Below are 26,837 nucleotides of genomic sequence, written 5' to 3'. Positions count from 1 at the left end.
CCGGCGGCGCCTGCCGGTCGCGGCCGTGGTGCGTACGCGCTGCGGATCGCGTGGCAGATCGCGTCGATCGGCGACGGGAAGGTCGGCGGATGGGCCTATTCGCTCCGGAAAGCGTGACGACCGCTTGACGTGGTGTCAGGTCGGGGGCGTCGCCGCGCGACACAGTGACAGTTGTCCCTGTCCGGGCGCGGTGGGAGCGTGCGGGGACCAGACCGCCGCTGAAGGGTGCGCCGATGACGTCCGACGACCTCCTCGCCCGGCACCGGGCCGTACTCCCGTCCTGGATGCCGCTCTACTACGCCGAACCGCTGGAACTGGTCGCCGGTTCCGGTCGCCGGGTCACCGACGCGGCCGGTCGCACCTACCTGGACTTCTTCGGCGGGGTGCTGACCACGATGGTCGGCCACGACATCCCGGAGATCCGGGAGGCGGTCGAGCGGCAGCTGCGCACCGGCCTCGTGCACACCTCCACGCTCTACCTGATCCGGCAGCAGGTGGAACTGGCCGAGAAGGTCGCCCGGCTCTCCGGCATCCCCGACGCCCGCGTCTTCTTCACCAACTCCGGCACCGAGGCCAACGAGGCCGCCCTGCTGGTCGCCACCAACCACCGGCGCTCGCACCAGATCCTCGCGGTGCGCAACAGCTACCACGGCCGGTCGTACGCGGCGATGGGCGTGACCGGCAACCGCGGCTGGTCGGCCAGCGCGCTCAACCCGTTGCAGGTGGCCTGGCTGCACTCCGGTGAGCGGCTGCGCGGCCTGCTGGCCCGGCTCGACGCCGACGACCGGGTCGACGCCGCGGTCGAGGACCTGCGCGAGGTGCTCGCCACCCAGACCGCCGGCGACGTGGCCTGCCTGATCGCCGAGCCGATCCAGGGCGTCGGCGGCTTCGTGCACGGCCCGGACGGGCTCCTCGCCGCCTGGAAGAAGGTGCTCGACGAGCACGGCATCCTGCTGATCAGCGACGAGGTGCAGACCGGCTGGGGGCGCACCGGCGAGCACTTCTGGGGCTACCAGGCGCACGGCGTGACACCGGACCTGCTCACCTTCGCCAAGGGCGTCGGCAACGGCTTCGCCCTGGCCGGCGTGGTCGGCCGGGCCGAGATCCTGGAGTCGGTGCCGGCGATCAGCTTCTCCACCTTCGGCGGCAACCCGATCTCCACCGCCGCCGGCAACGCGGTGCTCGACTATCTGCTCGACCACGACCTGCAGGCCAACGCGGCCCGGGTCGGCGCGATCCTCGCCGACGGCCTGCGCGCGGCCACCGCCGAGCTGGACCAGGTCGCCGAGGTACGCGGCAAGGGCCTGATGCTGGCCGTCGAGTTCGTCCGCCCCGGCACCGTCGAGCCGGACGCGGAGCTGACCACCCGGGTCTTCGAGGCGTGCCGCGCCGGCGGCCTGCTGGTCGGCAAGGGCGGGCTGTACGGCAACGTGGTGCGGATGGGTCCGCCGCTGACGCTGACCGAGGACGAGGCCCGCGAGGGCCTGGCCATCCTTCTCGACGCGATCCGGGCGTCGGTCGGGGAGGCGGCGTGAGCGTGATCGGGCACTACGTCGACGGCAAGCCGACCGCCGGAGAGTCCGAGCGGCGCGGCGACGTCTTCGACCCGGCCACCGGCCGCCGCAGCGCCCGGGTGGCGCTGGCCGGCGCGGCCGACGTGGCCGGCGCGGTGGAGGCCGCCGAGCGCGCCGCCCGCGCCTGGCGGGACGCCTCCCTGGCCCGACGCACGGCGGTGCTGTTCGCGTTCCGGGAACTGGTGCACGCCCGCCGGGACCGGCTCGCCGAGGTGATCACCGCCGAGCACGGCAAGGTGCTCGCGGACGCCGCCGGCGAGGTGCAACGCGGGCTCGAGGTGATCGAGTACGCCTGCGGCATCCCCTCGGCGCTGCGCGGCGGGTTCAGCGAGAACGTCTCCACCGAGGTCGACTCCTACAGCCTGCGGCAACCGCTGGGCGTGGTGGCGGTGATCTCCCCGTTCAACTTCCCGGTGATGGTGCCGCTGTGGTTCGTACCGGTGGCGGTGGCCTGCGGTAACGCGGTGGTGCTCAAGCCGAGCGAGAAGGACCCGAGCGCCGCCCTGCTGCTCGCCGAGTGGTTCACCGAGGCGGGCCTGCCCGACGGGGTGCTCAACGTGGTCAACGGCGACAAGGAGGCGGTCGACGCCCTGCTCGACCACCCCGGCGTACGGGCCGTGTCGTTCGTCGGCTCCACCCCGGTGGCCCGGTACGTGCACCAGCGCGGCGCGCTGGCCGGCAAGCGGGTGCAGGCGCTGGGCGGGGCGAAGAACCACATGGTGGTGCTCCCCGACGCCGACCTGGACCTGGCCGCCGACGCGGCGGTCAACGCCGGGTTCGGCTCGGCGGGGGAGCGGTGCATGGCGATCTCCGCCCTGGTGGCGGTGGAGCCGGTGGCCGACGCGCTGGTCGAACGGATCGCCGAGCGGATGGGCCGGCTGCGCACCGGGGACGGTCGACGTGGCTGCGACATGGGTCCGCTGGTCACCGCCGCGCACGCCGAGCGCGTGCGCTCCTACGTGGAGTCCGGGATCGCGGCCGGCGCGGTGCCGGTGGTGGACGGGCGGGACGTCACGCCGGACGGCGAGCCGGGCGGCTTCTGGCTCGGCCCGACGCTGTTCGACCACGTCACCCCGGACATGTCGATCTATGCCGACGAGATCTTCGGCCCGGTGCTGAGCGTGCTGCGCGTCGGCTCGTACGACGAGGCGGTGGAGCTGGTCAACGCGAACCCGTACGGCAACGGCACGGCGATCTTCACCAACGACGGCGGGGCCGCACGGCGGTACCAGCACGAGGTGGAGGTGGGCATGGTCGGGATCAACGTGCCGATCCCGGTGCCGATGGCCTACTACTCGTTCGGCGGGTGGAAGGCGTCGCTCTTCGGCGACCTGCACGCGCACGGCGCCGACGGGGTCGCGTTCTTCACCCGGGGCAAGGTGGTCACCAGCCGCTGGCTCGACCCGCGCCACGGCGGGGTCAACCTCGGCTTCCCCACCCAGACCTGAGCATCCGCAGCAGTCCCGCCCCGGCCAGGTACGTCACCAGCGCCGGGGCGGGCAGGCCGAGCGGCTCGGCCGCCTCCTTCGGCGCGAGGCTGTTCAGCAGCAGGCCGGCGACGAGGGCGGCGTACCCGGCGACGGCCAGCGCGGTCGACACCGGGCCATGCGCCCGGGCTCGGCCGCGGCGGCCGGGCGGACCCGACGGACGGCGGGTGCGGGCCTCGACCGGGCCGAAGACGGCGACCAGGGCGGCCAGCACCACGGCCCGGCCGAGCAGCCACGGGACGCGCCAACCCCACCAGGCGGCCGAGCCGACCGCGGGCGTGGGCAGCACGTCGAGCGCGTCGAGCAGGCCGACCAGCAGCACCGCGGCGGTCAGGTGCCAGAGGAAGACGGTGAGCACCACCGCGTTGACCGCGATCACCGCCTGCCACGGCCCGGAACGGCGCAGCCAGCGCCCGGCCGGACCGCGCAGCAGCAGGATCAGCCCGAGCTGGGCGGCGGCCGCGGCGAGCAGCGCCAGGCTCGGCGGCGCCGCGTTGTCCAGCCGTTCGCCGGGCACGTGCAGCATCGCCACCGGGTACGGCCCGACGACGGTGAGCAGCACCAGCGCGACCAGGCCGCCGGCCAGCAGGCTCGTGCCGGCCCGGGAGGAGAGCGGCAGCTCGCGTCGGCGTAGCCCGGTCCGCTCGTGGCCCCGGCGGGGGCCGGCGTGGCCGTCGGCGTCGTGCGGTCCGACGCCCGTCGCCGCCGATCTGCCGGGGCGGCCGGCGCCGGACGTGTCGCCGGCCGGGTGCGCCGATCGGGTGGCGTCGTACCAGGCGAAACCGAGCTGGTGCACGGCCAGCCAGGCGAACAGGTAGCTGCCGTCGGCAAGGCCGGCCGGGCCGAGGAGCCGGCCGAGGTCACCGAGCGCGACGAGCGCGACCAGCGCCACCGGCACGGCCAGCCCGTACCGGCGGTGCAGCGCCGCCATCGGTGGGGTCAGCGCCACCATCGCGAAGTACGCCACCAGGAACCAGAGCGGGATGGTGGCGAACCAGACCACGGTGCGCACCTGCGTCGCCTCGGCGCCGTGCAGCGTGGCGACCGTGGCGCCGGCGGCGAGCACCAGCAGCAACGTGGTGGTCGGTCGGACCAGGCGGGCGCTGCGGTCCACCAGCCAGCCGGTCGCGGATCCGCCGCGACGCCGGCGGGCGGCCAGCGAGGCGGCGTTGGCATAGCCGCCGACCAGGAAGAACACCGGCATCACCTGGGCCACCCAGGTCAGTGGCCAGGTCCAGGGCAGGTCGGCCAGCGCGGAGCGGCCGGCCGGGCGGCCGTGGTCGTACCCGATCACCGTGACGCCCCAGTGGCCGAGCACGACCATGGTGATGGCCAGCGCCCGGAGCAGGTCGACGTAGCGCTCCCGCCCCGGCGGCGTGCGCTCGGCGAGCTGCCGCAGGCGGCGCATGGGGTCAGGCTATGCCAGCCGTCGGCGACCGGTACGGATAACGGATCGGTCGAGAAGTCTTGTGATCCGCGTCGCGCCAGCGTAGAAATTCTTCAGCAACAACAGCCGATGTGAAGACAAGCGACAGATCCGCCACCCGCGTACCCGAACCGAGGAGTTGCGATGAACAGGCGTGAGATCCTCCGGCGCAGCGCCGCCGCCGGTCTGCTGGCCACCCCCGCCGCCGGCCTGCTCGCCGGCTGCGCCACCTCCGGTGGCGACGACAAGGGCGAGGGTGGCGCGTACCAGGGCACCAAGAGCGAGCAGAACCCGCTCGGGGTGAAGGAGGACGCGCCACTGGAGGTGGTGATCTTCAACGGCGGCTTCGGCGAGGAGTACGCCAAGGCGCACGAGGCCATGTACAAGGAGAAGTACCCGAAGGCGGAGATCAAGCACTCGGCCACCGCGGAGATCAGCAAGACGCTCCAGCCCCGCTTCGTCGACGGCAGCCCGCCGGACGTGGTCAACAACTCCGGCGCCGGCCAGATCGACTTCAACGGCCTGGTCTCCCAGAACGCGATCGCCGACCTGGGTGAGCTGCTCGCCGCGCCCAGCCTCGACACGCCCGGCAAGACGGTCAAGGACACGCTGCTGCCGGGCACCGTCGAGGTCGGCTCCTACGACGGCAAGTTCCTGGTGCTCAACTACACCTACACGGTCTACGGCATCTGGCACTCGACCAAGCTGTTCGCCGACCGCGGCTGGACCTACGCCAAGACCTGGGACGAGCACATCGCGCTCTGCCGCCAGATCAAGGCCGCCGGCATCGCCCCCTGGACGTACGCCGGCGTGCACCCCCGCTACATGAGCTGGCCGCTGATCTCCACCGCGATCAAGCTGGGCGGTCCCTCTGTCGCGCTGGCCATCGACAACCTGGAGCCCAACGCCTGGAAGTCGGACGCCATGAAGACCGCCGCCGACGCCTGGCACCAGATCGTCAAGGACAAGTTCATCCTGGCCGGCTCCCCGGGCCTGGACCACAAGCAGTCGCAGACCGCCTGGTGCCAGGGCAAGGCCGCGTTCATCTCCTGCGGCTCCTGGCTGGAGAGCGAGCAGAAGGACGTGACCCCGGCCGGCTTCAACATGACCGTCGCGCCGACGCCGAGCCTGGGCAGCGGCGACAAGCTGCCGTTCGAGGCGATCCGGGGCACCGCGGGCGAGCCGTTCATGGTGCCGGCGAAGGCGAAGAACGTGGCCGGCGGGCTGGAGTACTTCCGGACCATGCTGTCGCGCAAGGGCGCCCAGGACTTCACGAAGAAGGTCGCCAGCCTGCCCGTGGTCGCCGGCGCCACCGAGGGCATCGACCTGCCGTACGGGCTCAGCACCGTGGTCAAGGCGCTGGACGCGTCCGGCTCCAACGGCTTCAACTGGGTCTACAACAACTACTACCGCAAGCTGGAGCGCAACCTGGTCGACGCGGCCTGCGGCGAGTTCTTCAGCGGCCGGACCTCCCCGGCGGAGTTCCTCGACCAGTGCCAGAAGGGCGCCGACTCGATCGCGCAGGACAGCTCGGTGAAGAAGTACAAGCGGGCCGCGTGACGATCGGATGCGACACGGCCGATACCCGCTGATCCTCAGCTTCCTGCTGCCACCGCTGGCGCTCTACGGCATCTTCGTGCTCTCGCCGTACCTTCAGGCGTTCCAGATCTCGACCACCGACTGGCTCGGCTACTCGGCGGAGGCCGACCCGGTCGGCCTGGCGAACTTCCGCACCCTGCTGCACGACGGGTACGTCTGGAACGCGTTGAAGAACAACGCGATCCTGCTCGCGGTGGTGCCGGTGGTGACCATCGCGCTGGGCCTCTTCTTCGCCAGCATGCTCACCATGGGCGGGCGCAAGGGCCGCGCCGGCGTCACCGGGGTACGCGGGACGGCCGTCTACCGGCTCGTCTACTTCTTCCCGCAGGTGCTCTCCGTGGTGATCATCGCGTTGCTGTGGAAGGAGATCTACAGCCCGACCAGCGGTCTGCTCAACGGCGGGCTGCGGGCGGTCGGGCTGGCCACCCCGGCCTGGCTCGGCGACCCGAGGTTCGCGTTCTGGTGCGTGCTCGCCGTGATGGTGTGGAGCAACGTCGGGTTCTACGTGGTGCTCTTCGGCGCCGCGATGCAGGCCATCCCGCGTGACATCTACGAGGCGGTGCTGCTCGACGGCGCCTCCCGTGCCACCATGCTGCGGAAGATCACCATCCCGCTGCTCTGGGACACCATCCAGGTGGCCTGGATCTACCTGGCCATCGCGGCGCTGGACGGTTTCATCCTGGTGCAGCTCATGACCAACGGCGGGCCGAACTTCTCCTCCGACGTGATCGGCCTGCGCATGTACGACACCTCGTTCGGCAGCGAGAACAAGTTCGGGTACGCCTCCGCGATCGGCGTGGCCATGTTCTTCCTGACCCTCTCGGTGGCGGTGCTGGCGCTGCGGACCGCCCGGCGTGATCGGATCGAGTACTCGTGACCACAGTGGAGACCGGCGCCCCGACCGCCGTCGCGACCGGCGCGGCCCCCCCGGCCGACCGTCCGCCCCGGCGTGAGCTGGGCGTGGCGAACGTCTTCTCGCACGGCTTCCTGCTGCTCTGGGCGGCGATGACGATCCTGCCGCTGGCCTGGATGGTGCTCAGCTCGCTGAAGAGCAACGGGGAGATCATCGCCGACCCCTGGGGCCTGCCCGAGGCGCTGCGGTTCGACAACTGGGGACGGGCCTGGACCAACGCCCACATCGGCCGGTTCTTCGTCAACAGCCTGGTGGTGGTGACCGGCTCGCTGACCCTGACCATGCTGCTCGGCGCCGCCGCCGCGTACGTCTTCGCGCGCTACGAGTTCCGCGGCCGTCAGGTGGTCTACTACCTGTTCGTCGGCGGGATGATGTTCCCGGTGTTCCTGGCCCTCGTGCCGCTGTTCTTCGTGGTGCGCAGCGTCGGCCTGCTCGGCACCTGGTCGGGCCTGATCCTGGTCTACACCGCCTACTCGCTGCCGTTCACGGTGTTCTTCCTGACCGCCTTCTTCCGGACGCTGCCGACCTCGATCGCGGAGGCCGCCATGATCGACGGCTGCGGACACTTCCGGCTCTTCTTCCGGGTGATGCTCCCGATGGCGCGACCGGGACTGATCAGCGTCGGCATCTTCAACTTCCTCAGCCACTGGAACCAGTTCCTGCTGCCCCAGGTGCTCATCCCCGGCGACGGGCAGGACCGGATGCTCGCCCAGGGACTCAGTTCGCTCGCGGTCAGCCAGGGATACGCCGGCGACTACGCCCAGCTCTTCGCCGGCCTCACCATCGCCGTGCTGCCGGTGCTCGTGGTCTACGTGGCGTTCCAGCGGCAGGTCCAGGCCGGCCTGACCGCCGGGCAGCTCAAGTGAGGTCGTTGCCACAGGCAACGGGGCAGTGCGGATGATCGCGCTCCAATAAGGTGAGCCGGCACGCTCACCTTATTGACAGGAATCTCATGTTCTTCCTCATCTACACGCTGCTGTTGCTGCTCGGCGGCATCGCGATGGTCGCCCTCGGCATCGCCGTCAAGGAGCAGGGGACCGGCTCCCGGATCCTCAACGTGGTCGTCGGGCTCGCCATGTTCGCCTACGGCTTCTATCTGTTCTTCCTCTTCGAGGGCGGCCGCTACCAGATCTTCTTCTACGTCTTCGTCCTGCCGATCCTGCTGGCCGTGCGCGCGGTGAAGGCCCGCAAGGAGGCCCGCGAGCAGGCCGCGGCACACCAGTTCGCCGGCGCGCCGCAGCCCGGGATGTTCGCCCCGTCCGCGCACGGCCAGCCGGCTCCCGGCCACCCCGCCCCGGGTCAGGCGGGCGCCCCCTACGGCGCGGCCGGTCAGGGGCATGCGGCGGCGCCGCACGGCCAGCCGGTGGCGCCGCACGGTCCGGGCCGGCAGGGGTACCCGACCGCGCCGCACGCTCCGGGCCCGCAGGGATACCCGACCCCGCCGCAGGGCTCGGGGCCACAGGGGTATCCGACCGCCTGAGCAGGTACGCAGGCCGGTCGCCCGCCGTGGCGGCCGGCCTCTCCTCCGCTTGACCGGTAGAAAATCTCCTACCTATGCTTGCGGGCATGTCCGTCAACCACGTGCAGATCGTCTCCGTACCTGTCAGCGACCAGGACCGGGCCCGCGACTTCTACGTCGACGTGCTCGGTCTGGATCTGGTGCGGGACAACCCGATGGGACCCGGCGGTCGCTGGGTGCAGGTGGCCCCGAAGGGCGCCGCGACCACGCTGACGCTGGTCACCTGGTTCGACAGCATGCCCGCCGGCTCGCTTCGAGGGCTGGTGCTGGAGAGCGACGACCTCGACGCCGACGTCGCCCGGCTGCGCGAGCGGGGAGTCGTGTTCGCCGAGGACGAGATCCAGGTCGCGCCCTGGGGTCGGTACGCCACCTTCGCCGACCCGGACGGCAACGGCATCGCGTTGCAGGAGACCCGTGTCTGAGCCGGACGTCTTCGCGGCCCTGGCCAACCCCACCCGGCGCGAACTGTTGCGGCTGCTCCGCGAGGAGGGTGAGCAGCCGGTGCAGCGGCTCGCCGACCGGTTCGACATGCGCCGACCCAGCCTGTCCGAGCACCTGCGGGTGCTCAAGGACGCCGGGCTGGTCACCGAGCAGCCGGTCGGGCGACAGCGGTTCTACGCGTTGCGCCCCGAGCCGCTGCGCGAGCTGGCCGACTGGCTCACCCCGTACGAGCGGTTCTGGCGCTCTCGCCTGGCCGGCCTGCGCGAGGTGCTGGACGAGCTGCCCGATGAGTGAGCCGGCGCGTATCGCGGTGGACCAGTTCCTGCCCCACCCGCCGGCCAAGGTGTGGCGGGCTCTGACCGATTCTGATCTCCTCGGACGGTGGCTCATGCCGAACGACTTCCGGCCGGCGCTGGGGCACCACTTCACCTTCCGCACGGTCGCGCGCCCAGCTCAGGGTTTCGACGGGGTGGTCCACTGCGAGGTGCTGGAACTTGACGAGCCACGGCGGCTGCGGTGGGCGTGGCGTGGTGGCTCGCTCGACACGGTGGTCACCTGGACGTTGGTCCCCGAGGGCAGGGGCACTCGTCTGTTCCTGGAGCACGCCGGTTTCGACCCGGACGACCTGCTGCAACGGCGGACGTTCACCCTGCTCGACGGCGGCTGGCGTACCCGGGTCTGGACCCGTCTCGCCGCCACGCTGACCGCACTGCCCTGACCGGCTGAATGCCTGAGGCGTCAGGAACGTGGCAGGGCTGCCGCAACCGTCCCAGTGGGCCCGGCTCTGACGGCGGCGTGGTGGGTGGAACGTCGTGGGTGTGGGCGGGCCGGTGTGGCGCCTACGGCTCCACCGAGCCGGTGGCGTTGCGTGCCCGGCGAGTGCGGGTCGTCCACGTCATCGACTTCTCGGTCGCGGACGGGACGTGGCTTCTCCGTCGCCTGTCGAGCTGATATCACCAACGACTCAGCGGCTGTGGGTGAGGGTGAGTCGTTGGTGTTATCAGCTCGACAGGGTGTACGGGGCTCATCGTCCGTCGGCGCGGGGCGCGGGGCGCGGGGCGCGGGGCGCGGGGCGCGGGGGTCAGGCCGGTGGCGGGACGAGGCGGGTGTGCAGCGCGGCCGGGTCGGCCACCTCGGGCAGGTCCCGGGCGGCGAGCCAGGCCGCGGCGGCGGCGCCGTCTCCGGCGCTGTGCAGCGGCGCGTCCGGCCAGCGGACGGTCAGCTCGTTCCGGACGGCGGTGGCCAACGGCGTGTCGCCGGTGAGCAGGCCGCCGCCGAGCACCACCGGATCGGTCGCGTCGGCCGGGCGGATCCGGGAGACACTCTCGGCCAGCAGCGCGGCGGCCTCGCCGATCAGGGCGGCGGCGGTCGGCTCGCCCTCCCGGGCCGCCGTGACGACCAGCGGCGCGAGGCGGGCCAGTTCCACCGGTGGCCGCCGGGTCACGGCCTGTACGACCGCATCGGCGGTCGCGCGGGGTCGGGCGGCCACCTCGGCCGTGCCGGTCAGCTCCGTCAGCACGCGGCGGGCGAGCGCTCCCGGGACGTCGGCCCGGTCCAGGTCGGTCAGGAGTCGGCGGACCGCCTCGCGGCCGAGCCAGAACCCGGAGCCGGCGTCGCCGAGCAGCCAGCCGTGGCCGTCGGCGGTGCGGTCCAGGCGCAGGTCACGCACCTGGGCGGCGATCGCGCCGGTGCCGGCGATGAGCACGGTGCCGTCCGGTGCGGCGGTCCCGGAGGCGTAGGCGACCAGGGCGTCACCGTGCACGGTGTACGGGCAGGCGAGCCCCGCCTCGGCCCAGGCCCGGTCGAAGGCGTCTCGGCCGTGCGGGTCGGCGAGGAGGCGGCCGGCGCCGGCGAGGCCGATCACGCTGGCGCGTACCCGGGTCGGGTCGACCTCGGCGAGCGCCGCGCGGAGGGCGGCGAGCAGTTCGGCGGCGGCCCGCTCGGCGCCGTGACTGGTCGGGTTGCCGCCGCCGGCGCGGCCGTCGCCCAGGCGTACGCCGTCGAGGTTCAGCGCGGTGGCGCGGGTGGACGTGCCTCCGACGTCGAGGCCGACCACGACGGTGTCCGACATGGCTCCCATGCTGGTCGGCCGCGTTCCCCGGCGCAAGATCGCGGCTGTGCGTCAGGTAACAGTTTGAAAACTTCGCCCACACCCTTGACACGGAGGGGCCTTCAGTAAGAACTTTTACCACTAACAGTTAACACTCTTTCCGAAAGGCGTCCGATGGTTGATCACGAGGTGGACACCCCCGCGGGGACCGCGGTGGTCGACGCCGACGCGGTCGACCGGCGGGGTGCGGTGGCCGTCTCCTCGGACGGGGTGCTGGCCAGGGTCCGGGCCGGCGCGGGGGAGCTGACGGGGGCGTTGCGCCGGGTCGCCGAGCACGTGCTCAGCGACCCGGAGGCGGCGGCCCGGGCCACCATCGTCGAGCTGGCCGAGCGGAGCGGCACGTCACCGGCGACCATCACCCGGTTCTGCCGGGCGATGGGCTTCGAGGGGTACGCCGACCTGCGACTCGGCATCGCCGCCGAGACCGGCCGGGCCCGGTCCGCGGGCTGGACCGTCGACATCGGTCGCGAGATCCAGCCCGGCGACCCGCTGTCCCGGGTGCTCGACCAGATCATGGCCGCCGACACGCGGGCCATGCACGACACCGCGGCGCTGCTGGACCTGCACGAGGTGGAGCGGGCGGCGGTGGCCATCGCCGGGGCCAGCCGGGTGAACATCTTCGGCGCCAGCGGCAGCGCCCTGGTCGGCGAGGAGATGCAGTTCAGCCTGCACCGCATCGGCGTCGCCGCCTGGGCCTGGAGCGACGTGCACGAAGGGCTGGCCAGCGCCGCGCTGCTGGGCGCCGGGGACGTCGCGCTCGGCATCTCGCACACCGGGCAGACCCGGGAGACCATCGAGCTGCTCGCCGAGGCGGGCAGCCGCGGGGCGACCACCGTCGCGCTGACCGGCTTCCCCCGCTCGCCGCTGGCCGAGCTGGCCGACATCGTGCTGGTCACCGCCAGCCAGGCGACCACGTTCCGGCCGGACGCGCTCTCCGCCCGGCACCCTCAGCTCGTCGTGCTCGACCTGCTCTACATCGCGGTGGCGCAGCGCACCCACGACCGCGCCCACGCGGCCTTCCGGCGTACCGCCCAGGCCGTCGACGGGCACAAGGCCGCGAAGGGGTCCCTCACATGATCAGTGCCCAGCGGTACGCGGACGCCGTCCGCCCGGTGCTCGACCGGCTGGTCGACAGCCAGGCCGCAGTGGTGGACCGGGCGGCCGACCTGATCGCCGGCGGCCTGCGCGCCGGCGGCGTCCTGCAGGCGTTCGGCGCCGGCCACTCGGAGGCGTTCGCCGCCGAACTGGTGGCCCGCGCCGGTGGCCTGGTCCCCACCAACCGACTTTCCCTGCACGACCTCGTGCTGCACGGCGACGCGCCCCGCGACGTGCTCGCCGACCCCAAGCTGGAACGCGACCCGGCGGTGGCGCACCAGCTCTACGCCCTGGCGGCGCCACAGCCGGAGGACGTGTTCGTGGTCGCCTCCCAGTCCGGCATCAACGGCTCCGTGGTGGAGCTGGCGACGCTGGTCAAGCGGGGCGGTCATCCGTTGATCGCGGTCACCTCGGTCGAGCACACCGCCCGGGTCGCCCCTCGGCACCCGTCCGGGCAACGGCTCGCCGACCTCGCCGACGTCGTGCTGGACAACGGCGCGCCGTACGGCGACGCACTGCTGCCGCTCGAGGGCGGCGGCGCGGTCTGTGCGGTCTCGTCGGTCACCGCAGCGCTGTTGGCGCAGCTGCTGACCGCCGAGGTCGTACGACGGTTCCACCAGGCCGGAGAGGTACCCCCTGTCTACCTCTCCGCCAACGTCCCCGGTGGGGACGAGCACAACCTCGCCCTCGAGTCGCGGTACGCCGGGCGCCTCCGGCGGACCGCCTGACCCGACACCACAAGGAGAGACAAGATGTCGGTTACCCCCGAGAAGTCCGGCGACCTCAGCCGCCGGACCCTGTTGCAGCGCGCCGCCGCGGTCGGCCTGGTCGCGGTCCCGGCCGCCGGGCTGCTCAGCGCCTGCGCCGGCAGCGAGCCGAGCAAGTCCGACGGCGGCGGCGCGGCCAAGAGCAAGGACAACCCGTTCGGCGTCAAGGACGGCAGCGCCGTCAAGGTGGTCGTCTTCAACGGTGGCCTGGGTGACCAGTGGGCCAAGGAAGACAAGGTCATCTTCAACGCCAAGCACGCGAACGTCACGGTCAACATGTCTTCCACCCAGAAGATCAAGACCGAAGAGCAGCCGAAGATGGCGACCCAGCCGAGCGACCTGGTGATGAACTCGGGCGCCGACATGATGGACCGCAGCACGCTGATCAACGAGGGCGCCATCGAGCCGCTCGACGACCTGCTCACCGCGCCGGCCTGGGACAGCGAGGGGACCGTGGCCGACTCGCTGCTGCCGGGCACCGTCGCCGACGGCACCCAGAACGGCAAGTTCTACGTGGTGAACGTGGCCTACACGGTCTGGGGCAACTGGTACAACGCCGCGCTGTTCAAGAAGGAGGGCTGGACCGCCCCGACCACCTGGGACGAGTTCTTCGCCCTGGCGCCGAAGATCAAGGCCAAGGGGATGGCGCCGTACGTGCACGACGCGGCGCACGGCTACTACCCCCGGTGGGCGCTGTTCGCGAGCATCTGGAAGGCGGTCGGCAAGCAGGCCGTCGTCGACATCGACAACCTCAAGGACGGCGCCTGGAAGGCCGACGGCATCGTCGCCGCGCTGGAGCCGTGGGAGAAGCTGGTCAAGGACAAGCTGCTCTTGCCGGGCAAGCTGGACCACACCCAGTCGCAGCAGGCGTGGCTGGACGGCAAGGCGGCGTTCATCCAGGTCGGCACCTGGCTGAAGAACGAGATGGCGGCGACCATCCCGCCGGGCTTCGAGCTCACGATCTCCGACTACTGGAGCAAGCCGGGCGACAAGGCGGCCAAGGACGTCTTCGCCTCCTCCGGCGAGGGCTTCGTGGTGCCGAGCAAGGCCCCGAACAAGGAGGCCGCGAAGGAGTTCCTGCGGGCCATCCTGTCCAAGGCCGGGTCGGCGAAGTTCGCCGAGCTGACCAAGTCGCTGGCTTCCACCAAGGGCTCCGGCGACAACGTCCAGGACAGCGCGCTGGCCAGCGCGAACAACCTGGTCAAGGGCGGCAGCGGGGAGCTGATCTCGGTGAAGTTCCCGGACTTCTACGCCGACCTGGACAAGGAGAGCCAGAACCTCTCCGAGGAGCTGATGGCCGGCCGGCTGACCGCGCAGCAGTTCGTCGACAAGATGCAGGTGGCCGCGGACAAGGTCGCCAAGGACTCGTCGATCAAGAAGCAGACCCGCACCGCCTGACATCGTCGAGGAAGTGAGTCCAATGCGGCACGGAGTCGCGCGTTTCGTCACGGGCTTCCTGGCCCTGCCCGTCGCGCTGTACCTGTTCTACGTGGTGTGGCCGTTCGCCCAGGCGGCGGGCTACTCGCTGACCGACTGGGGCGGGTACTCGGATTCCCAGAACTTCGTCGGGCTGGACAACTACGTCCGACTGTTCTCCGACGAGCTGATCCGGAAGGCGTTCTGGCACAACGTGTTCTTCCTGGTCACCGTGCCGCTGTTCACGATCGCGCTGGCCCTGTTCCTCGCGTTCCTGCTCAACGTGGGCGGACGCGAGGACAGGGCCGGCATCCGCGGGGTGTTCGGCTCCGGGATCTACAAGGTGATCTTCTTCTTCCCGCAGGTGCTGTCGCTGGTCGTCATCGCGGTCATGTGGCAGCAGATCTACCGGACCGACGGGCAGGGTCTGATCAACGGCCTGCTGATCAAGATCGGTCTGGTGGACGCGGACAATCCGATCGCGTTCACCGCCGACCCGGAGCCGTTCCTCGGCGTGCCCGCGGTGCTGTGGTGGCTGCTGCTCATCGCGGTGTGGAGCGGTGCCGGCTTCTACATGGTGCTGTTCTCCGCCGCCATGCAGTCGATCCCGAAGGACATCTACGAGGCGGCGATCCTCGACGGCGCGGGTCGGTTCCACACCTTCTTCCGGGTGACCCTGCCGCTGCTGCGGGACAGCATCTCGGTTGCCTGGGTCTACCTCGGCTTCATCGCGCTGGACATGTACGCGCTGGTCTTCGTCATGACGCCGAGCCAGGGCGGCCCGAACCACGCCAGCGAGATCTTCGCCTCGGTGATTCAGTTCAACGCGTTCCAGAAGGGCCAGTTCGGCTACGCCTGCGCCATCGCCGTCGCGCTGGCCATCTTCACCATCCTGCTGGCCGCGCTCCAGTTGCGGATCACCCGCCGTGAGCGGATCGAGTTCTGAGGAGGTTTGGACGATGAGCACGGTGACACACTCCTCCGGCCGGACCCGACCCGACACGGAGCCGCCGTCCGGCCCGCCGGCGGGTCGGCGGGCCAAGGGCGCCGGCAACGGCCTGGGCGGCCGGTTCTTCAACGGCTTCTCCCACCTGTTCCTCGCGGTCTGGGCGATCATGGTGGTCTACCCGCTGTTGTGGGTGGTGATGTCGGCGCTCAAGACCGACTCGGAGGTGATCCGCGAGCCGCTGTCGCTGATCCCCGCCGCCTTGCAGTGGGACAACTTCGCCCGGGCCTGGACGGCCGGGATCGACAGCTTCTTCCTCAACACGCTGCTCGTGCTCGTCTTCAGCGTGTCCCTGACGATGCTGCTCGGTTCCATGGCCGCGTACGCCCTGGCGCGCTACGAGTTCCGCGGCAACCGGCTGATCTACTGGATGTTCCTGTCCGGGTTGACCCTGCCGATCTACCTGGCCGCGGTGCCGCTGTTCAAGGGCGTCTACAACACCGGGGTCAGCCTGCCGCTGCTCGGCCCGAACAAGCACCTCATGCTGATCCTGGTCTACGTGGCGTGGTCGCTGTCGTTCACGATCTTCTTCATGCACTCGTTCTTCCGGACGCTGCCCGACTCGATCGCCGAGGCGGCCCAGGTCGACGGGGCGTCGCACACCCGCACGTTCTTCAGCGTGATGCTGCCGATGGCCAAGCCCGGCCTGATCAGCATCGGCATCTTCAACGTGCTCGGCCAGTGGAACCAGTGGTACCTGCCGACGCTGCTCATGCAGTCGGTCGCCGGTGAGCCGAAGCACCAGGTCATCGCGCAGGGTCTGATCGAGCTGTCGGTCAACCAGGGCTACAAGTCCGACTGGTCCGGCTTGTTCGCCGGCGTCACGATGGCGATGCTGCCGGTGCTGATCGTGTACATCGTCTTCCAGCGCCAGGTGCAGTCCGGTCTCACCGCCGGCGTCAGCAAGTAGCACCCGCCCCGCCCCCTTCCCCGCTGCGGGAAGGAAGGGCCCCTTCTTAACCGCCCCGGGCCGTTGTTAAGAAGGGGCCCTTCCTCTACCGGAGGCGTTAAGAAGGGGCCCTTCCTTCCCGCGCAGCGTGTCGGTGGGGCGAGGCAGAATCACCTCCGTGCTGGTGGCGGTGGTGGCGGACGAGCGAGGCGGCGGCGTGCTGCAACCGCTCGACGACACCGGTCGCCCGGCCGGCCCGGCCGAGGAGGTCGTCGACCTGGCCGGCGCGGTGGCCGCCCGCGAGGCCGCCGACCGGCCCCGCTGGGTGTGGGCCGCCGGCGGCGGCGTCTATCCGGGGTTGCTGCGTGCCGGCGTCCGACTCGACCGCTGCCACGACGTGGAGCTGACCGAGGCGCTGCTGCTCGGGCACGCCGGCCGCTGGGGCGAGCCGCGGGCGCTGCCCGCCGCCTGGGCCCGGCTGACCGGCGCGCCGGTCCCGCCGGATCCGGCGCCGCGCCCGCCGGAGCCGCCCGGGCACGGCCAGGCCGCGCTCTTCGAGCCGCCGTCCGGCCCTCCGGGTCCGGGCGTCCCGGCCCTGACCCGGGTGTACGCCGACCAGCTCGCCCGGATCGCCGCGACCGCCCACCCCGGCCGGTTCCGGCTCCTCGTGGCCGCCGAGTCAGCCGGCGCGCTGGTCGCCGCCGAGATGGGCGCGGCCGGCCTGCCCTGGCGGGTCGACGTGCACGACGCGATCCTGGCCGAGTTGCTCGGCGAGGCGTCCCCGGTCGGCGGGCCGCCGCGCCGGCTGGCCGAGCTGCAGGCGCGGATCGCCGCCGCGTTCGGCGTACGCCGGTTGCACGCCGACTCGCCCGCGGAGCTGTTGCGGGCGTTCGCCCGGGCGGGTGTGGAGCTGCCCAACACGCGGGCCTGGGTGCTGCGGGGGGTGGAGCACCCGGCGGTGCCGCTGGTCCTGGAATACAAGGAGCTCTACCGGATCTGGACGGCGCACGGCTGGGCCTGGCGCGACGCCTGGGTCTCCGGCGGCCGGTTCCACCCGGAGTACGTGCCCGGCGGCGTGGTGTCCGGCCGGTGGGCCACCCGGGGCGGCGGGGCGTTGCAGATCCCGAAGGTGATCCGCCGGGCCGTGGTGGCCGACCCGGGCTGGACGTTCGTGGTGGCCGACGCGGGCCAGCTCGAACCGCGGGTGCTCGCCGCGGTCTCCGGTGACGAGCGGTTGGCCGCCGCGGGCGGCGCCGGCGACCTCTACGCGGCGCTGGCCCGGGACGCCTTCGGCGGTGACCGGCCCCGGGCCAAGGTGGCGCTGCTCGGCGCGATGTACGGGCAGACCGGCGGCGCGGCGGTGCCGGCGCTGGCGGTGTTGCGGAAGAACTATCCGACCGCGTTCGGCTACGTTGAGGCGGCCGCCCGCACCGGCGAGGCCGGCGGGCTGGTCCGGTCGTGGCTGGGCCGCACCTGCCCGCCCGGTTCGGTCGGGTTCGCCGACGGGGACGACGCGACGCCGGACGGCGAGGTGGATCCACACAGCCCGTCGGCCCGGGCGGCGCGGTCCCGCGGGCGCTTCACCCGCAACTTCGTCATCCAGGCCACCGCCGCCGAGTGGGCCTCGACGCTGCTGGCCACGCTGCGCACCGAACTGGCCGGCACCGGGGCCGAGCTGGTCTTCTTCCAGCACGACGAGGTGGTGGTGCACTGCCCGGCGGGTCAGGCCGCCGCGGTCGCCGAGGCGGTGACCGCGGCCGGCGAGCGGGCCACCCGGCTGTTGTTCGGCGACACCCCGGTCCGCTTCCCGCTCGACCTGTCCACGGTGGACTGCTACGCCGACGCGGCATAGTCCCACAATTTTCCGATTTGCCCCGCTACCCGGCCCTGATCGCGCTCGTTGGGTCCGGTGTGCGTACGACGGGACGGACCGGGCGCGGCTGTGCCCGGTCCGTCCCCCTGGTCGAGGGGGCACCGCTGAACCGGATCGCTGCAATGATCATCGCCGCTGGTGGCGGCCGCCGCATCGGCGGCCCCGAGGCGTTGCTGCACCAGGGCGAGAAGCCGCTGGTGAGCCAGATGATCGACACGATGACCGAGGCGGGCTGCGCGGACGTCGTGGTCGTGCTGGGCGCGGCGGCCGAACAGGTGCGGCAGACCACCGACCTCACCGGCGCCACCGTGGTGGTCAACCGGGCGTGGGGGACCGGTGTGGGCTCCTCGATCCGGGCCGGGCTGGCCGCGCTGACCGACGACGGCATCGAGGCGGTCGTCGTGGTGCCGGTGGACATGCCCGGGCTCACCGCGACGGCGGTCCGCCGGGTGACCGCGTTGCCGTACCCGGACGTGCTGGTCTGCGCGACCTACGACGGCCTGCGCGGCTACCCGATGCTCTTCGGCCGCCGGCACTGGTCCGGCATCGCCACGCTGGCCAGCGCCGACGTCGGCGCCCGGCCGTACCTGCTGGCGCACAAGGACCAGATCGTGGACATCGCCTGCGACTCGGTGGCCGACGGCAGCCGGATCGACAGCCCGGAACTGATGGCGCTCTACGGGCTGTCGATTCCTGAGCAGCGCGTCGGCGCCTGAGGGGTAAGGAAGGGTCCCTTCTTAGAACTCCTAACTCTGGGTGCGTTGGAGTTGGCGCCAGCAGATGAGGGAGCAGGCGAGGCTGAGGAATGCCTGGTGGATGTCGTCGCGGATTTCCCAGCGGATGCGTAGGCGGCGGAACCAGTGCAGCCAGGCGATGGTGCGTTCGACGACCCACCGTTGGGTTCCCAGGCCGGAGCCGTGAGGTGTGCCGCGTCGGGCGATGACGGGGGTGACGCCGCGGGCGCGCACTTGTTGGCGGTGGCTGTCGTAGTCGTAGCCCCGATCGGCGTAGAGCCGGTCGGGGCGCCGCCGTGGTGGGCCAGGCTTGCCGCCGATCGCGGGGATGGCATCGAGCAGGGCGGTGGTCTGGGTGGAGTCGTGTCGGTTGTCGCCGGTCAGCGTGACCGCGAGGGGGATTCCGCCGGCGTCGGTGATGACGTGGTGCTTCGAGCCAGGCTTGCGGCGGTCGACCGGGCTCGGACCGGTTTTGGGCCGCCCTTGAGCGCCCGGATGTGGGAGCCGTCGATCACCGCCCTGGACATGTCCAACTGGCCCGCGCCGCGCAGTCTGGCCAGCAGAATCTCGTGCAGCCGCTGCCACACCCCGGCGTCATTCCAGTCCCGCAACCTGCGCCAGCAGGTCATCCCCGACCCGAACCCGAGCTCCTGGGGCAGGTACTCCCACGGAATCGCGGTGTAGAGCACGAACAAGATCCCGCACAGCACTTTCCGGTCATCCAGCGGTCTACGCCCTGGATAGCGGCTCCGCCGTGGAGGGCGGGGTGGCAGCAGCGGTGCGATCTCGGCCCACAACTCATCCGAGACCATCCACGGCGGCTGCTCACCCCTCCTCACGTTTAGACGAAACGACCCTCACGTCCAGTCGGTTACGCCCAACATCATTTAGTTAGGACCTCTTAACGCCTGCGGTAGAGGAAGGGCCCCTTCTTAACAAGCGCGCACAGCGGGTGTCGGACCCCGGTGCCAGGATGGCACGGTGGCGTACGACGAGGATCTGGCGAACCGGGTGCGGGAGCTGGTCGGGCGCGAGCCCGGCGTCACCGAACGGCGCATGTTCGGCGGCTTGGCGATGATGCTGCGCGGCAACATGTCGGTGGTGGTGCGCGGCGCCGGCGGGCTGATGGTGCGCGTCGATCCGGCCGAGGCCGAGGCGGCGCTGGCCGAGCCCGGCGCCACGGCGACCGTGATGCGCGGGCGGGAGATGCGCGGCCGGGTGACCGTCGAGCCCGCCGCGTGCGAGCGCGACGCCGACCTGGCCCGCTGGGTCGATCGGGGCCTCCGCTGCGCCCGGGCCCTGCGGGCGAAGTAGCCCGCCCCGATATTCGGCTGCGGGTGGCGCCCTTCCGCCCTACGCTCCCGACCTGTCGACAGACGCTCGGACGGCGGATCGGAGATGGGCACCGCGATGACGAGTCACCTCTTCGCGATCAGTGTCGACGCGACGGAGCCGCTGCGGCTGGCCCGGTTCTGGGCGGGGGTGCTGGGTCGGGAGATCGTCGACGACCCGCGCGAGGGGGTCGCGCTCCTGCCCGACGGCGAAACCGGCTTCCGCGTCCGCTTCCTCCCGAACCCGGATCCGAAGACCACGCAGAACCGGGTGCACTTCGACCTGACCAGCGGATCCCCGCGGGACCAGCGGGAGACGGTGGCCCGGGCGCTGGCCCTGGGCGGGCGGCACATCGACATCGGGCAGGGCCCGGACGACGGGCAGGTGGTGCTCGCCGACCCCGAGGGCAACGAGTTCTGCGTCATCGAGGCGGGCAACACCTTTCTCGCCGGCTGCGGGCCGATCGGCGCGGTGAACTGCGACGGCACCCGGGCGGTCGGCTACTTCTGGCGCGAGGCGCTGGGCTGGCCGCTGGTCTGGGACCAGGACGAGGAGACCGCGATCCAGTCGCCGGGCGGCGGCGCGAAGGTCACCTGGAGCGGCCCGCCGCTGATGCCCAGCGACGGACGGGACCGCCTGCACCTGGACGTCGTCCCGGCGGGCGGCGACCGGGACGCGGAGGTCGACCGGCTGCTCGCGCTCGGCGCGACCCGGGTCGGCGTGGGCCGGCACACGGCCGACGACATGGTGCTCGCCGACCCCGACGGCACCGAGTTCTGCCTGCTGACGCCCCGCTGACCGGCTCGATCGCCGCCCGGCCGCCGCAGGGGAGGGGGCCGGGGGGCGGGCGCGGCCGGTCGCTCAGGTCAGGTCGAACAGCGCGGCCGCGTTGCCCCAGCAGACCGCGCGCAGCCAGTCGTCGCCCAGGTCCAACCGGGCCAGCCCGTCGAGCTGCTCGGCGTACGGGTAGGGGATGTTCGGGAAGTCGCTGCCCAGCAGCACCTTGCCGGCCAGGCCCAGCTCGCGCAGCCGGGGCCGCTGCGCCGGCGGGAACGGCACGAACCGGTCGAAGAACGCGGTGAAGGCCATGGTGGTGTCGAGCCGGACCTCGGCGTACCGGTCGGCCAGGTCGAGGAACGCGACATAGTCGGGCGCGCCGAGGTGGGCCACGACGGCGGCCAGCCGGGGGTGCCGGGCGAGCAGCGCGGCGAACGGCTCCGGCCCGGTGTGCGCGGTGCCCACCGGCGCGTGCCCGGCGTGCACGACCACCGGCACGCCGGCGTCCGCGAGCAGGCCCCACACCGCGTCCAGGGCCGGGTCGGTGGGTCGGAAGCCGCCCACCTGCACGTGCACCTTGAACACCCGGGCGCCGGCGGTGAGGGCGTCCGCGACGTACCGGGCGGCGTCCGGCTCGGGGAAGAACGTCGCCGACGGCAGACACCCCGGGGTACGCGCCGCGAAGTCCAGCGTCCACCGGTTCAGCGACTCAGCCATGCCGGGCCGGTGCGGGTACGCCAGCGCGGTGAACGCCCGCACGCCGAGCCGACCCAGATACGCGACCCGGGTGTCGTCGTCCCAGCGGTAGCGGATCGGCCACTCGGTGCCGACCAGCGGGCCGGCCGCGTCGAAGTAGGCCCACACCCTGGCCAGCAGTCGGGGCGGCAGGAAGTGGGTGTGCACGTCGGCCAGGCCGGGCAGCCCGAGCCGCCGCCAGAACGCCGGCACCGCCTCGTCCTCGACCGGCGCCGGGAAGGCCCCGGTCACACCTGGATGTCGAAGCGTTGCAGCACCGACGGCGCGACCAACCCCACCGCGGCGAGCACGGCCAGCACGGTCAGCGCGCCCCGCAGCACGACCGTCTCGGCCTTGCTGCCGGTGCGCAGCGCGATCTTGTTGGGCAGCCCGATCATGGTCCACATCCGGCGTCTGATCGGGATCGGCCAGAGGATCGGCACGCCGGCCCGGGTGATCATGTCGCCGAGGATGTGCACGAAACAGCCCACCCCCATGGCGAGGCCGATCATCGGATAGCCCCGGTCGCCGGGCAGGTTGGCGAACGTGAACCAGGCCGCGGCGGCCGAGACCAGCGTGACCACGACCCAGCCGGCCCGTTCCGCCCACTCGTCGAAGAGCCCGCGCAGCGCCAGGCCGATCATGAAGAACAGGATGCCGACCACCGCCCACTTGCCGTAGTGGGCGCAGAGCGCGGTGGTGCCCCACCCGACCAGCACGGTGAACGGGATCGTGTGGGTCAGCGTGCGGTGCCCGTTGTTGCGGCGCGGGTCCTTGCTGAGCTTGGTGGCGTAGTAGACGCCGAGGGAGATCTTTTCCATCACCTCGGCGACGAAGAGGCTGAACACGCCGAACGTCCGGGCGACGGTGGCGCCGCCCTGGTTGCGGGTGACCTTGCCGGAGAGGTCGAGGTCGGGGAAGAGCGCCCCGCCCGCGCAGACCGCGGTGCCCACCGCCAGTGCCAGCGGCGTCTGGTGGTAGTCGGCGAACTGGTCCAGCGCCCAGGAGCCGGTCAGCCACACCGCCGCGCCGGACAGCGCGTGGGATGGTCCCATCATCTCGGCTCGCCCTCCCCAGAGATCTTGATCGAGAAAACTACGCCACTGTAGTCAGGGCGTGCGACGGTGGGGCATCATCCGGTCGGTCCACTGGGGAGGGCCACCGGGGCGTCCCGGTGACGCCCGCCGGACCACCAGGAAGTATGTCGCCCCGGACCGGCCCGCCGGCACCGACTGTCGGTGATGAGACGCCTGCCGGTCACCCCGCGGTACGGGTGGGCCGGATCGGTCGGATGCTCTCGCGGATCAGCGCGAACTGTGCGGCGGCGGCGGGCCAGTCGGCGTCGGAGGTGGTCCACCCCAGCGTCCAGCCGGCCTCCTCGCCGGGCAGCACCCGCAACGCGTGCATGCGTTCGCCGTACGGCGCGGTCCACCGGCACTCCCACTCCGCGCCGTCGCCGTCGGCGGCCAGCCGCACCCTCTCGTACTGAAACAGCCGGCCGGCGGACGTCAGGTCACGCTCGGACGACCGCAGCCGGCCGACCGGGTCCCCGCCCGGGTAGGGCTCGACGCCCAGGATGCGCCGGGTGGCTGGGTCCTGGAAGCAGGTGGTGTCGCCCGAGCGCAGCTGGAGCCAGCCGGCGGGCAGGGCGATGTGGAACCCGCCGGTGTCGGCCGGCCAGACCCAGCCGGCGGGCACGGTGATCGCCGGGTCGGCCGGGGGCGGGCCCTTCTGCACGGGGGTGCCCGCCACGTCGGGGCGGATGCAGGGGAAGGGTGGCGCCGGCACGCCGCCGGGCCCTCCGGGCGGGCCGGGCGGGCGGTTCCAGGGCTGGCCGGGGCCGTCGCCGCGCCCGTCGGCGTCCGGCGGGTGCGCGTGGTCGTCGGCGACGGCGAGAGCGGTGCCGACCCCGGCCGCGACGGCCAGCACCACGGCCGTGGTGGCGAGCCCCCAGCGCCGGGCCGCCGTCCGGCCCGCACCGCCGGCCGGTGGCTGGCCGTGGGAAGCGGTCGCGCTGCGGACGCCGCCGCCGGGGACCGGCCCTCCCGGTCCGTCGCCGCTGCCGGGCGATTCGCTGCGCGTGGGCACACGGCCGACCTCGCCGCCCCGCCCGGGGACGCCGGGGAGTTCGCCGCTCACCACCGTGCTCCCAGGGGCGCCGGGGCCGAGCCGGCCGTTGTGGGTGACCGGGGCCGGAACCGGCGCGGGCGACGTCTGCCCGCTGGTGTGCACCGGACTGAACGCGTCGGCCCGGGCCGACGGGCCCACCGGTCCGGACGGGCTGCCCGGGTCCACGAAGCTGGTCAGGACCGTGGGGCCGAGGCTGCCGCTCGGGCGGTCGGCGGTGTCCCGGGTCGGGCCGCCGGCGCTCGTCCCGACCGGCTCGTCGGCTCGGCCCGGTTCGACCGGCCCGGCCGCGTCGTCCGGCTCCGGCGGCGAGTCGGTGGGGTCCGCGTCGGCGGGCGGCGCCCACTCGCTGCGCAGCGCCGCCCGGCTCCAGGCGCGCGCGGCGGCGGCGGGCGGCATCAGGTCGGGATAGTCGACGGGCGGCCCGGCCGCCGTGCCAGTGCTGTCCCAGCCGTCCGCGTCGGTCCCGTCCGGCTCGTGGGTCCGGCCCAGATCGTGGGTCCGGCCCTGCACGTCGGTCCGGTTCGGCTCGTGGGTCCGGTTCGGCTCGTGGGTCCGGCCCGGCACGTCGGTCCGGTTCGGCGGGTCAGCTGCGCCGGCGGATCCGGTCCGCGCCGGCACGTCCGCGCCGGCCGATGGGCCGGGCGCCTCGCCGGCCGACCAGCCCGACCTCCCGGCGGCCGGCCGGTCCGCCACGTCGGCGCCCGCCACGTCGGCGCCCGGCACGTCGGCGTCCGGCGCGGTGGCGGCGGTGAGCAGCCGGGCGGTCTCGTCGTGGCCGAGCCGGTTGCGGGGATCGCGGCGCAGCAACCCGACCAGCACCGGCATCAGCGGACCCGCGTGCGGGGCCGGGTCCGGGGGCTGGCTGGCCAGCGCCGCCAGCGTGGCCATCGCGGTGCTGCGGGCGTACGGCGAGCGGCCCTCCACGGCCGCGTGCAGGGTGGCGCCCAGCGACCACAGGTCCGCCTCCACGCTGGACGCACCCTCGGCGGCCCGTTCCGGGGCCACGTACTGCGGGGAGCCGAGGACCAGCCCGGGACGGGTCATGGCCCCGTCGCCGCCCTCGAACACGGCCAGCCCGAAGTCGGTGAGCAGGACCCGGCCGTCGCGGGCCAGCAGCACGTTGGCGGGCTTGACGTCGCGGTGCAGCACCCCGGCCTCGTGCGCGGCGCGCAGCGCGGCGAGCACGGCCAACCCGATCCCGGCGGCCCGCCGGGGCGGCAGCGGGCCGTCACTCTCGATGATCTCCTGAAGCGAGCGGGACGGGACATACTCCATGATCAGCCACGGGTCGCCCTGGACCCGGACCACGTCGTAGACCCGCACCACGTTGGGGTGGCTGAGCCGCGCGGCCGTCCGCGCCTCGCGCAGCGTGCGCGCGCGCAGCTCGTCCCGCTCGTGCTCGGCGAGCCAGTTCGGCGGCACCACCTGCTTCACCGCCACCTCGCGGTGCAGCTCGTCGTCCCGAGCGCGCCAGACCTGGCCCATCCCGCCGCGGCCGACCAGCTCGAGCAGGCGGTACCGCCCGGCGATCACTACCTCCCGCACCGCACTCCTCACCGCTGGTCGTGGTCCACAATAGCCAACGGATCGGACGGTACCTATCGTTCGTCGGGGCGGCGTCCCTAGCTCGCCGCGCCGGCCAGCAGATTTCCGTCCGGAATGGCGACGGCGGACCGGTTGCCGGCCAGCAGCGCGGCGGCCCGGCGGGCCTGGAACGTGTGGTGCTCCCGGCGGGCGACGGCGTAACTCCCGGCGGTGCGGGCGGCGATGGCCGACCAGGCGTAGCGCCGGGTCACCATGGTCCGCGCCCGGCGCGCCACCCGGCGGGCGAAGACCTCGTCGCCGAGCAGCCGGTCGACCGCGCCGGCCAGCGCGTCCGGGTCGCCGTGCGGGAAGGTCACCCCGGTCACGCCCGGTTCGACGATCTCGGCCAGCCCGCCGGTGCGCGCCACCGCGAGCGGCGCGCCGGCGGCGGCCGCCTCCAGCGCGATCATCCCGAACGGCTCGTAGAGGCTGGGGATCACCGTGGCGTCGGTGGCGGCGAGCACCGCCGGAAGCTGGGTGGCGTCCAGGAAGCCGGCGAACCGGACCGTGTCGCCCAGGCGCAGCCGGTCGACCTGGTCGACCAGCTCGTCTCGGTACGGGCCGTCCCCGGCGATCACCACCCGCAGCCCCGGATGCCGGTCGGCCAGGTGCGGCACGGCGTGCACCAGGTGCTGCACGCCCTTCTCGTAGACCAGGCGGCCGGCGTACCCGATCAGCGGCCCGCCGGCGGCGAAGCGCGCCCGGGCCGAGGCGACCGCGTGCGGGCGGGCCCGCCAGGCCCGGTCGTCCACGCCGTTGGCGACCACGTCGATCCGGCCGGACGGCACGTCGAACAGCCGGGCCACCTGCTCGCGCATGTAGCCGGAGCACGCGATCACCCGGGCCGAGGCGTTGCTCAGCCAGTGCTCGACGCCGTGGATGGTGCGGTTCATCTCCGCCGGCAGCCAGCCCTGGTGCCGGCCGGCCTCGGTCGCGTGGATGGTGGTCACCAGCGGCACGTCGAGGTGTTCGACCAGGGTGACGGCGGTGTGCGCGACCAGCCAGTCGTGGGCGTGGATCACGTCGTAGCCGCCGGAGCCGGCGGCGCGCAGGGCGGCCCGGGTGAGCGTGTGGTTGAACGCCATCGTCCAGGCCAGCAGCGAGTCGGTGGCCAGCGGGAACCGGACCGGGTCCTCGGCCGCGCGGACGATGCGGACGCCGTCGGCGTACTCCTCCAGCGGCGCGCCCTCGGCGTGCCGGGTGACCACGGTGACCTCGTGCCCGGCGGCGGCCAGGGCGACGGAGAGCGCGTGCACGTGGCGGCCGAGCCCACCGACGAGCACGGGTGGGTACTCCCAGGAGAGCAGCAGCACCCGCAGGTGCCGGGCGGGCTGGATGTCGATCACTTCGGCGTCAGCTGACACGCGGCCCCCTTTGAGTTGTGGTGTCCCCGCCCCACGGCGTCGCCGCGGGGTTCCGGTGGGGTCGCC

General features: G+C 72.7%; 25 protein-coding genes. 18 read left to right on the top strand and 7 right to left on the bottom strand.

Features of this window, described 5'->3' with window-relative positions; all coding sequences use genetic code 11:
• Positions 1-233: 233 nt before the first annotated feature.
• Together O7600_RS08345 and O7600_RS08340 are read left to right on the top strand one after the other, a co-directional pair.
• Positions 234-1,535: an aspartate aminotransferase family protein gene (locus O7600_RS08345; protein WP_281593099.1), complete on the top strand. Its 1,302-nt coding sequence runs from the start codon at positions 234-236 to the stop codon at positions 1,533-1,535.
• Positions 1,532-3,022 carry a CoA-acylating methylmalonate-semialdehyde dehydrogenase gene (locus O7600_RS08340; protein WP_281593098.1) on the top strand — a complete coding sequence of 497 codons (1,491 nt, stop codon included), beginning with the start codon at positions 1,532-1,534 and terminating at the stop codon, positions 3,020-3,022. Before O7600_RS08345 ends, O7600_RS08340 begins: the two co-directional genes overlap by 4 nt.
• Here the strand turns inward: O7600_RS08340 and O7600_RS08335 are convergent.
• Positions 2,994-4,469 carry an acyltransferase gene (locus tag O7600_RS08335; protein WP_281593097.1) on the bottom strand — a complete coding sequence of 492 codons (1,476 nt, stop codon included), beginning with the start codon at positions 4,467-4,469 and terminating at the stop codon, positions 2,994-2,996. The genes O7600_RS08340 and O7600_RS08335 overlap by 29 nt on opposite strands.
• A 162-nt stretch (positions 4,470-4,631) precedes the next feature.
• Between O7600_RS08335 and ngcE (O7600_RS08330) the strand changes: the two genes are divergently transcribed.
• The 7 genes from ngcE (O7600_RS08330) to O7600_RS08300 all read left to right on the top strand — a co-directional run bounded on the left by ngcE (O7600_RS08330) (position 4,632) and on the right by O7600_RS08300 (position 9,677).
• Positions 4,632-6,047 (top strand): N-acetylglucosamine/diacetylchitobiose ABC transporter substrate-binding protein, encoded by a 1,416-nt coding sequence (ngcE, locus tag O7600_RS08330; protein ID WP_281593096.1) that lies wholly within the window; start codon positions 4,632-4,634, stop codon positions 6,045-6,047.
• 7 nt (positions 6,048-6,054) lie between these two features.
• Entirely contained in the window at positions 6,055-6,963 is a 909-nt protein-coding gene (locus O7600_RS08325) for a sugar ABC transporter permease (RefSeq protein WP_091573498.1), read from the top strand.
• 128 nt (positions 6,964-7,091) lie between these two features.
• Complete coding sequence (locus O7600_RS08320) at positions 7,092-7,865, top strand: carbohydrate ABC transporter permease (RefSeq protein ID WP_281594096.1); 774 nt, start codon at positions 7,092-7,094, stop codon at positions 7,863-7,865.
• An 86-nt stretch (positions 7,866-7,951) separates the two neighbouring features.
• Complete coding sequence (locus O7600_RS08315; protein ID WP_281593095.1) at positions 7,952-8,479, top strand: hypothetical protein; 528 nt, start codon at positions 7,952-7,954, stop codon at positions 8,477-8,479.
• A gap of 86 nt (positions 8,480-8,565) precedes the next feature.
• Positions 8,566-8,940 carry a VOC family protein gene (locus O7600_RS08310; RefSeq protein ID WP_281593094.1) on the top strand — a complete coding sequence of 125 codons (375 nt, stop codon included), beginning with the start codon at positions 8,566-8,568 and terminating at the stop codon, positions 8,938-8,940.
• Positions 8,933-9,253, top strand: a complete 321-nt coding sequence (locus O7600_RS08305) for a metalloregulator ArsR/SmtB family transcription factor (protein WP_091573500.1) — start codon at positions 8,933-8,935, stop codon at positions 9,251-9,253. The genes O7600_RS08310 and O7600_RS08305 overlap by 8 nt, the downstream gene beginning before the upstream one ends.
• Positions 9,246-9,677: an SRPBCC domain-containing protein gene (locus O7600_RS08300; protein WP_281593093.1), complete on the top strand. Its 432-nt coding sequence runs from the start codon at positions 9,246-9,248 to the stop codon at positions 9,675-9,677. The genes O7600_RS08305 and O7600_RS08300 overlap by 8 nt, the downstream gene beginning before the upstream one ends.
• Before the next feature lie 363 nt (positions 9,678-10,040).
• Here O7600_RS08300 and O7600_RS08295 read toward each other — a convergent pair whose 3' ends face one another.
• The gene (locus tag O7600_RS08295; RefSeq protein ID WP_281593092.1) at positions 10,041-11,030 is read right to left on the bottom strand and encodes a BadF/BadG/BcrA/BcrD ATPase family protein; all 990 of its coding nucleotides are present in this window, start codon (positions 11,028-11,030) and stop codon (positions 10,041-10,043) included.
• Between the two features lie 153 nt (positions 11,031-11,183).
• On the opposite strand from O7600_RS08295, the gene O7600_RS08290 reads away from it, so the two are divergent.
• The 7 genes from O7600_RS08290 to O7600_RS08260 all read left to right on the top strand — a co-directional run bounded on the left by O7600_RS08290 (position 11,184) and on the right by O7600_RS08260 (position 18,831).
• The gene (locus O7600_RS08290; RefSeq protein WP_281593091.1) at positions 11,184-12,146 is read left to right on the top strand and encodes a MurR/RpiR family transcriptional regulator; all 963 of its coding nucleotides are present in this window, start codon (positions 11,184-11,186) and stop codon (positions 12,144-12,146) included.
• Positions 12,143-12,892 (top strand): SIS domain-containing protein, encoded by a 750-nt coding sequence (locus tag O7600_RS08285; protein ID WP_098747937.1) that lies wholly within the window; start codon positions 12,143-12,145, stop codon positions 12,890-12,892. Before O7600_RS08290 ends, O7600_RS08285 begins: the two co-directional genes overlap by 4 nt.
• Positions 12,893-12,916: 24 nt before the next feature.
• Positions 12,917-14,329, top strand: coding sequence for an N-acetylglucosamine/diacetylchitobiose ABC transporter substrate-binding protein (gene ngcE, locus O7600_RS08280; protein ID WP_281593090.1), 1,413 nt, complete (start codon positions 12,917-12,919; stop codon positions 14,327-14,329).
• Positions 14,330-14,351: 22 nt separating this feature from the next.
• The gene (locus tag O7600_RS08275) at positions 14,352-15,293 is read left to right on the top strand and encodes a sugar ABC transporter permease (protein ID WP_091573506.1); all 942 of its coding nucleotides are present in this window, start codon (positions 14,352-14,354) and stop codon (positions 15,291-15,293) included.
• 13 nt (positions 15,294-15,306) lie between these two features.
• The gene (locus tag O7600_RS08270; protein ID WP_281593089.1) at positions 15,307-16,263 is read left to right on the top strand and encodes a carbohydrate ABC transporter permease; all 957 of its coding nucleotides are present in this window, start codon (positions 15,307-15,309) and stop codon (positions 16,261-16,263) included.
• Between the two features lie 157 nt (positions 16,264-16,420).
• The gene (locus tag O7600_RS08265) at positions 16,421-18,094 is read left to right on the top strand and encodes a bifunctional 3'-5' exonuclease/DNA polymerase (RefSeq protein WP_281593088.1); all 1,674 of its coding nucleotides are present in this window, start codon (positions 16,421-16,423) and stop codon (positions 18,092-18,094) included.
• Between the two features lie 143 nt (positions 18,095-18,237).
• On the top strand, positions 18,238-18,831 hold the full coding sequence (locus tag O7600_RS08260; protein WP_281593087.1) for a nucleotidyltransferase family protein: 594 nt from the start codon (positions 18,238-18,240) through the stop codon (positions 18,829-18,831).
• 30 nt (positions 18,832-18,861) lie between these two features.
• Here the strand turns inward: O7600_RS08260 and O7600_RS08255 are convergent.
• Positions 18,862-19,661, bottom strand: a protein-coding gene (locus O7600_RS08255; RefSeq protein WP_281593086.1) for an IS5 family transposase whose coding sequence is annotated in 2 segments (ribosomal slippage) — positions 18,862-19,325 and positions 19,325-19,661 — 801 coding nt in all. Because the reading frame shifts where the segments join, the coding sequence is not laid out codon by codon here.
• A gap of 169 nt (positions 19,662-19,830) precedes the next feature.
• Here O7600_RS08255 and O7600_RS08250 point away from each other — a divergent pair.
• Both O7600_RS08250 and O7600_RS08245 read left to right on the top strand, forming a co-directional pair.
• Positions 19,831-20,163: a TfoX/Sxy family protein gene (locus tag O7600_RS08250; protein ID WP_281593085.1), complete on the top strand. Its 333-nt coding sequence runs from the start codon at positions 19,831-19,833 to the stop codon at positions 20,161-20,163.
• A gap of 96 nt (positions 20,164-20,259) precedes the next feature.
• Positions 20,260-20,979 (top strand): VOC family protein, encoded by a 720-nt coding sequence (locus O7600_RS08245; protein WP_281593084.1) that lies wholly within the window; start codon positions 20,260-20,262, stop codon positions 20,977-20,979.
• Positions 20,980-21,042: 63 nt separating this feature from the next.
• Here O7600_RS08245 and O7600_RS08240 read toward each other — a convergent pair whose 3' ends face one another.
• From O7600_RS08240 to O7600_RS08225, 4 genes are all read right to left on the bottom strand, one after another.
• Positions 21,043-21,945 (bottom strand): amidohydrolase family protein, encoded by a 903-nt coding sequence (locus tag O7600_RS08240; RefSeq protein ID WP_281593083.1) that lies wholly within the window; start codon positions 21,943-21,945, stop codon positions 21,043-21,045.
• A complete protein-coding gene (locus O7600_RS08235) occupies positions 21,942-22,751 on the bottom strand; it encodes a metal-dependent hydrolase (RefSeq protein ID WP_281593082.1) in 810 nt (269 codons plus the stop codon). The genes O7600_RS08240 and O7600_RS08235 overlap by 4 nt, the downstream gene beginning before the upstream one ends.
• 199 nt (positions 22,752-22,950) lie before the next feature.
• Positions 22,951-25,368, bottom strand: a complete 2,418-nt coding sequence (locus O7600_RS08230) for a serine/threonine-protein kinase (protein ID WP_281593081.1) — start codon at positions 25,366-25,368, stop codon at positions 22,951-22,953.
• Positions 25,369-25,445: 77 nt separating this feature from the next.
• The gene (locus O7600_RS08225; RefSeq protein WP_281593080.1) at positions 25,446-26,771 is read right to left on the bottom strand and encodes a glycosyltransferase family 4 protein; all 1,326 of its coding nucleotides are present in this window, start codon (positions 26,769-26,771) and stop codon (positions 25,446-25,448) included.
• Positions 26,772-26,837: the final 66 nt, after the last annotated feature.

It is taken from the genome of Micromonospora sp. WMMA1998, assembly GCF_027497375.1.
Lineage (GTDB): Bacteria > Actinomycetota > Actinomycetes > Mycobacteriales > Micromonosporaceae > Micromonospora > Micromonospora sediminicola.
The sequence above is the reverse complement of the archived record's forward strand: the minus strand, read 5'-3'. Positions and strand labels throughout refer to the sequence as shown.

What these genes read in the sequence shown, in the direction of transcription:
- O7600_RS08270 (WP_281593089.1), top strand. Translation starts at nt 15,307, where the DNA reads ATGAGCACGGTGACACACTCCTCCGGCCGGACCCGACCCGACACGGAG.
- O7600_RS08345 (WP_281593099.1), top strand. Translation starts at nt 234, where the DNA reads ATGACGTCCGACGACCTCCTCGCCCGGCACCGGGCCGTACTCCCGTCC.
- O7600_RS08320 (WP_281594096.1), top strand. Translation starts at nt 7,092, where the DNA reads ATGACGATCCTGCCGCTGGCCTGGATGGTGCTCAGCTCGCTGAAGAGC.
- ngcE (WP_281593096.1), top strand. Translation starts at nt 4,632, where the DNA reads ATGAACAGGCGTGAGATCCTCCGGCGCAGCGCCGCCGCCGGTCTGCTG.
- O7600_RS08260 (WP_281593087.1), top strand. Translation starts at nt 18,238, where the DNA reads ATGATCATCGCCGCTGGTGGCGGCCGCCGCATCGGCGGCCCCGAGGCG.
- O7600_RS08310 (WP_281593094.1), top strand. Translation starts at nt 8,566, where the DNA reads ATGTCCGTCAACCACGTGCAGATCGTCTCCGTACCTGTCAGCGACCAG.
- O7600_RS08245 (WP_281593084.1), top strand. Translation starts at nt 20,260, where the DNA reads ATGACGAGTCACCTCTTCGCGATCAGTGTCGACGCGACGGAGCCGCTG.
- O7600_RS08285 (WP_098747937.1), top strand. Translation starts at nt 12,143, where the DNA reads ATGATCAGTGCCCAGCGGTACGCGGACGCCGTCCGCCCGGTGCTCGAC.
- ngcE (WP_281593090.1), top strand. Translation starts at nt 12,917, where the DNA reads ATGTCGGTTACCCCCGAGAAGTCCGGCGACCTCAGCCGCCGGACCCTG.
- O7600_RS08235 (WP_281593082.1), bottom strand. Translation starts at nt 22,751, where the DNA reads ATGATGGGACCATCCCACGCGCTGTCCGGCGCGGCGGTGTGGCTGACC.
- O7600_RS08290 (WP_281593091.1), top strand. Translation starts at nt 11,184, where the DNA reads ATGGTTGATCACGAGGTGGACACCCCCGCGGGGACCGCGGTGGTCGAC.
- O7600_RS08315 (WP_281593095.1), top strand. Translation starts at nt 7,952, where the DNA reads ATGTTCTTCCTCATCTACACGCTGCTGTTGCTGCTCGGCGGCATCGCG.
- O7600_RS08275 (WP_091573506.1), top strand. Translation starts at nt 14,352, where the DNA reads ATGCGGCACGGAGTCGCGCGTTTCGTCACGGGCTTCCTGGCCCTGCCC.
- O7600_RS08300 (WP_281593093.1), top strand. Translation starts at nt 9,246, where the DNA reads ATGAGTGAGCCGGCGCGTATCGCGGTGGACCAGTTCCTGCCCCACCCG.
- O7600_RS08295 (WP_281593092.1), bottom strand. Translation starts at nt 11,030, where the DNA reads ATGTCGGACACCGTCGTGGTCGGCCTCGACGTCGGAGGCACGTCCACC.
- O7600_RS08325 (WP_091573498.1), top strand. Translation starts at nt 6,055, where the DNA reads ATGCGACACGGCCGATACCCGCTGATCCTCAGCTTCCTGCTGCCACCG.
- O7600_RS08335 (WP_281593097.1), bottom strand. Translation starts at nt 4,469, where the DNA reads ATGCGCCGCCTGCGGCAGCTCGCCGAGCGCACGCCGCCGGGGCGGGAG.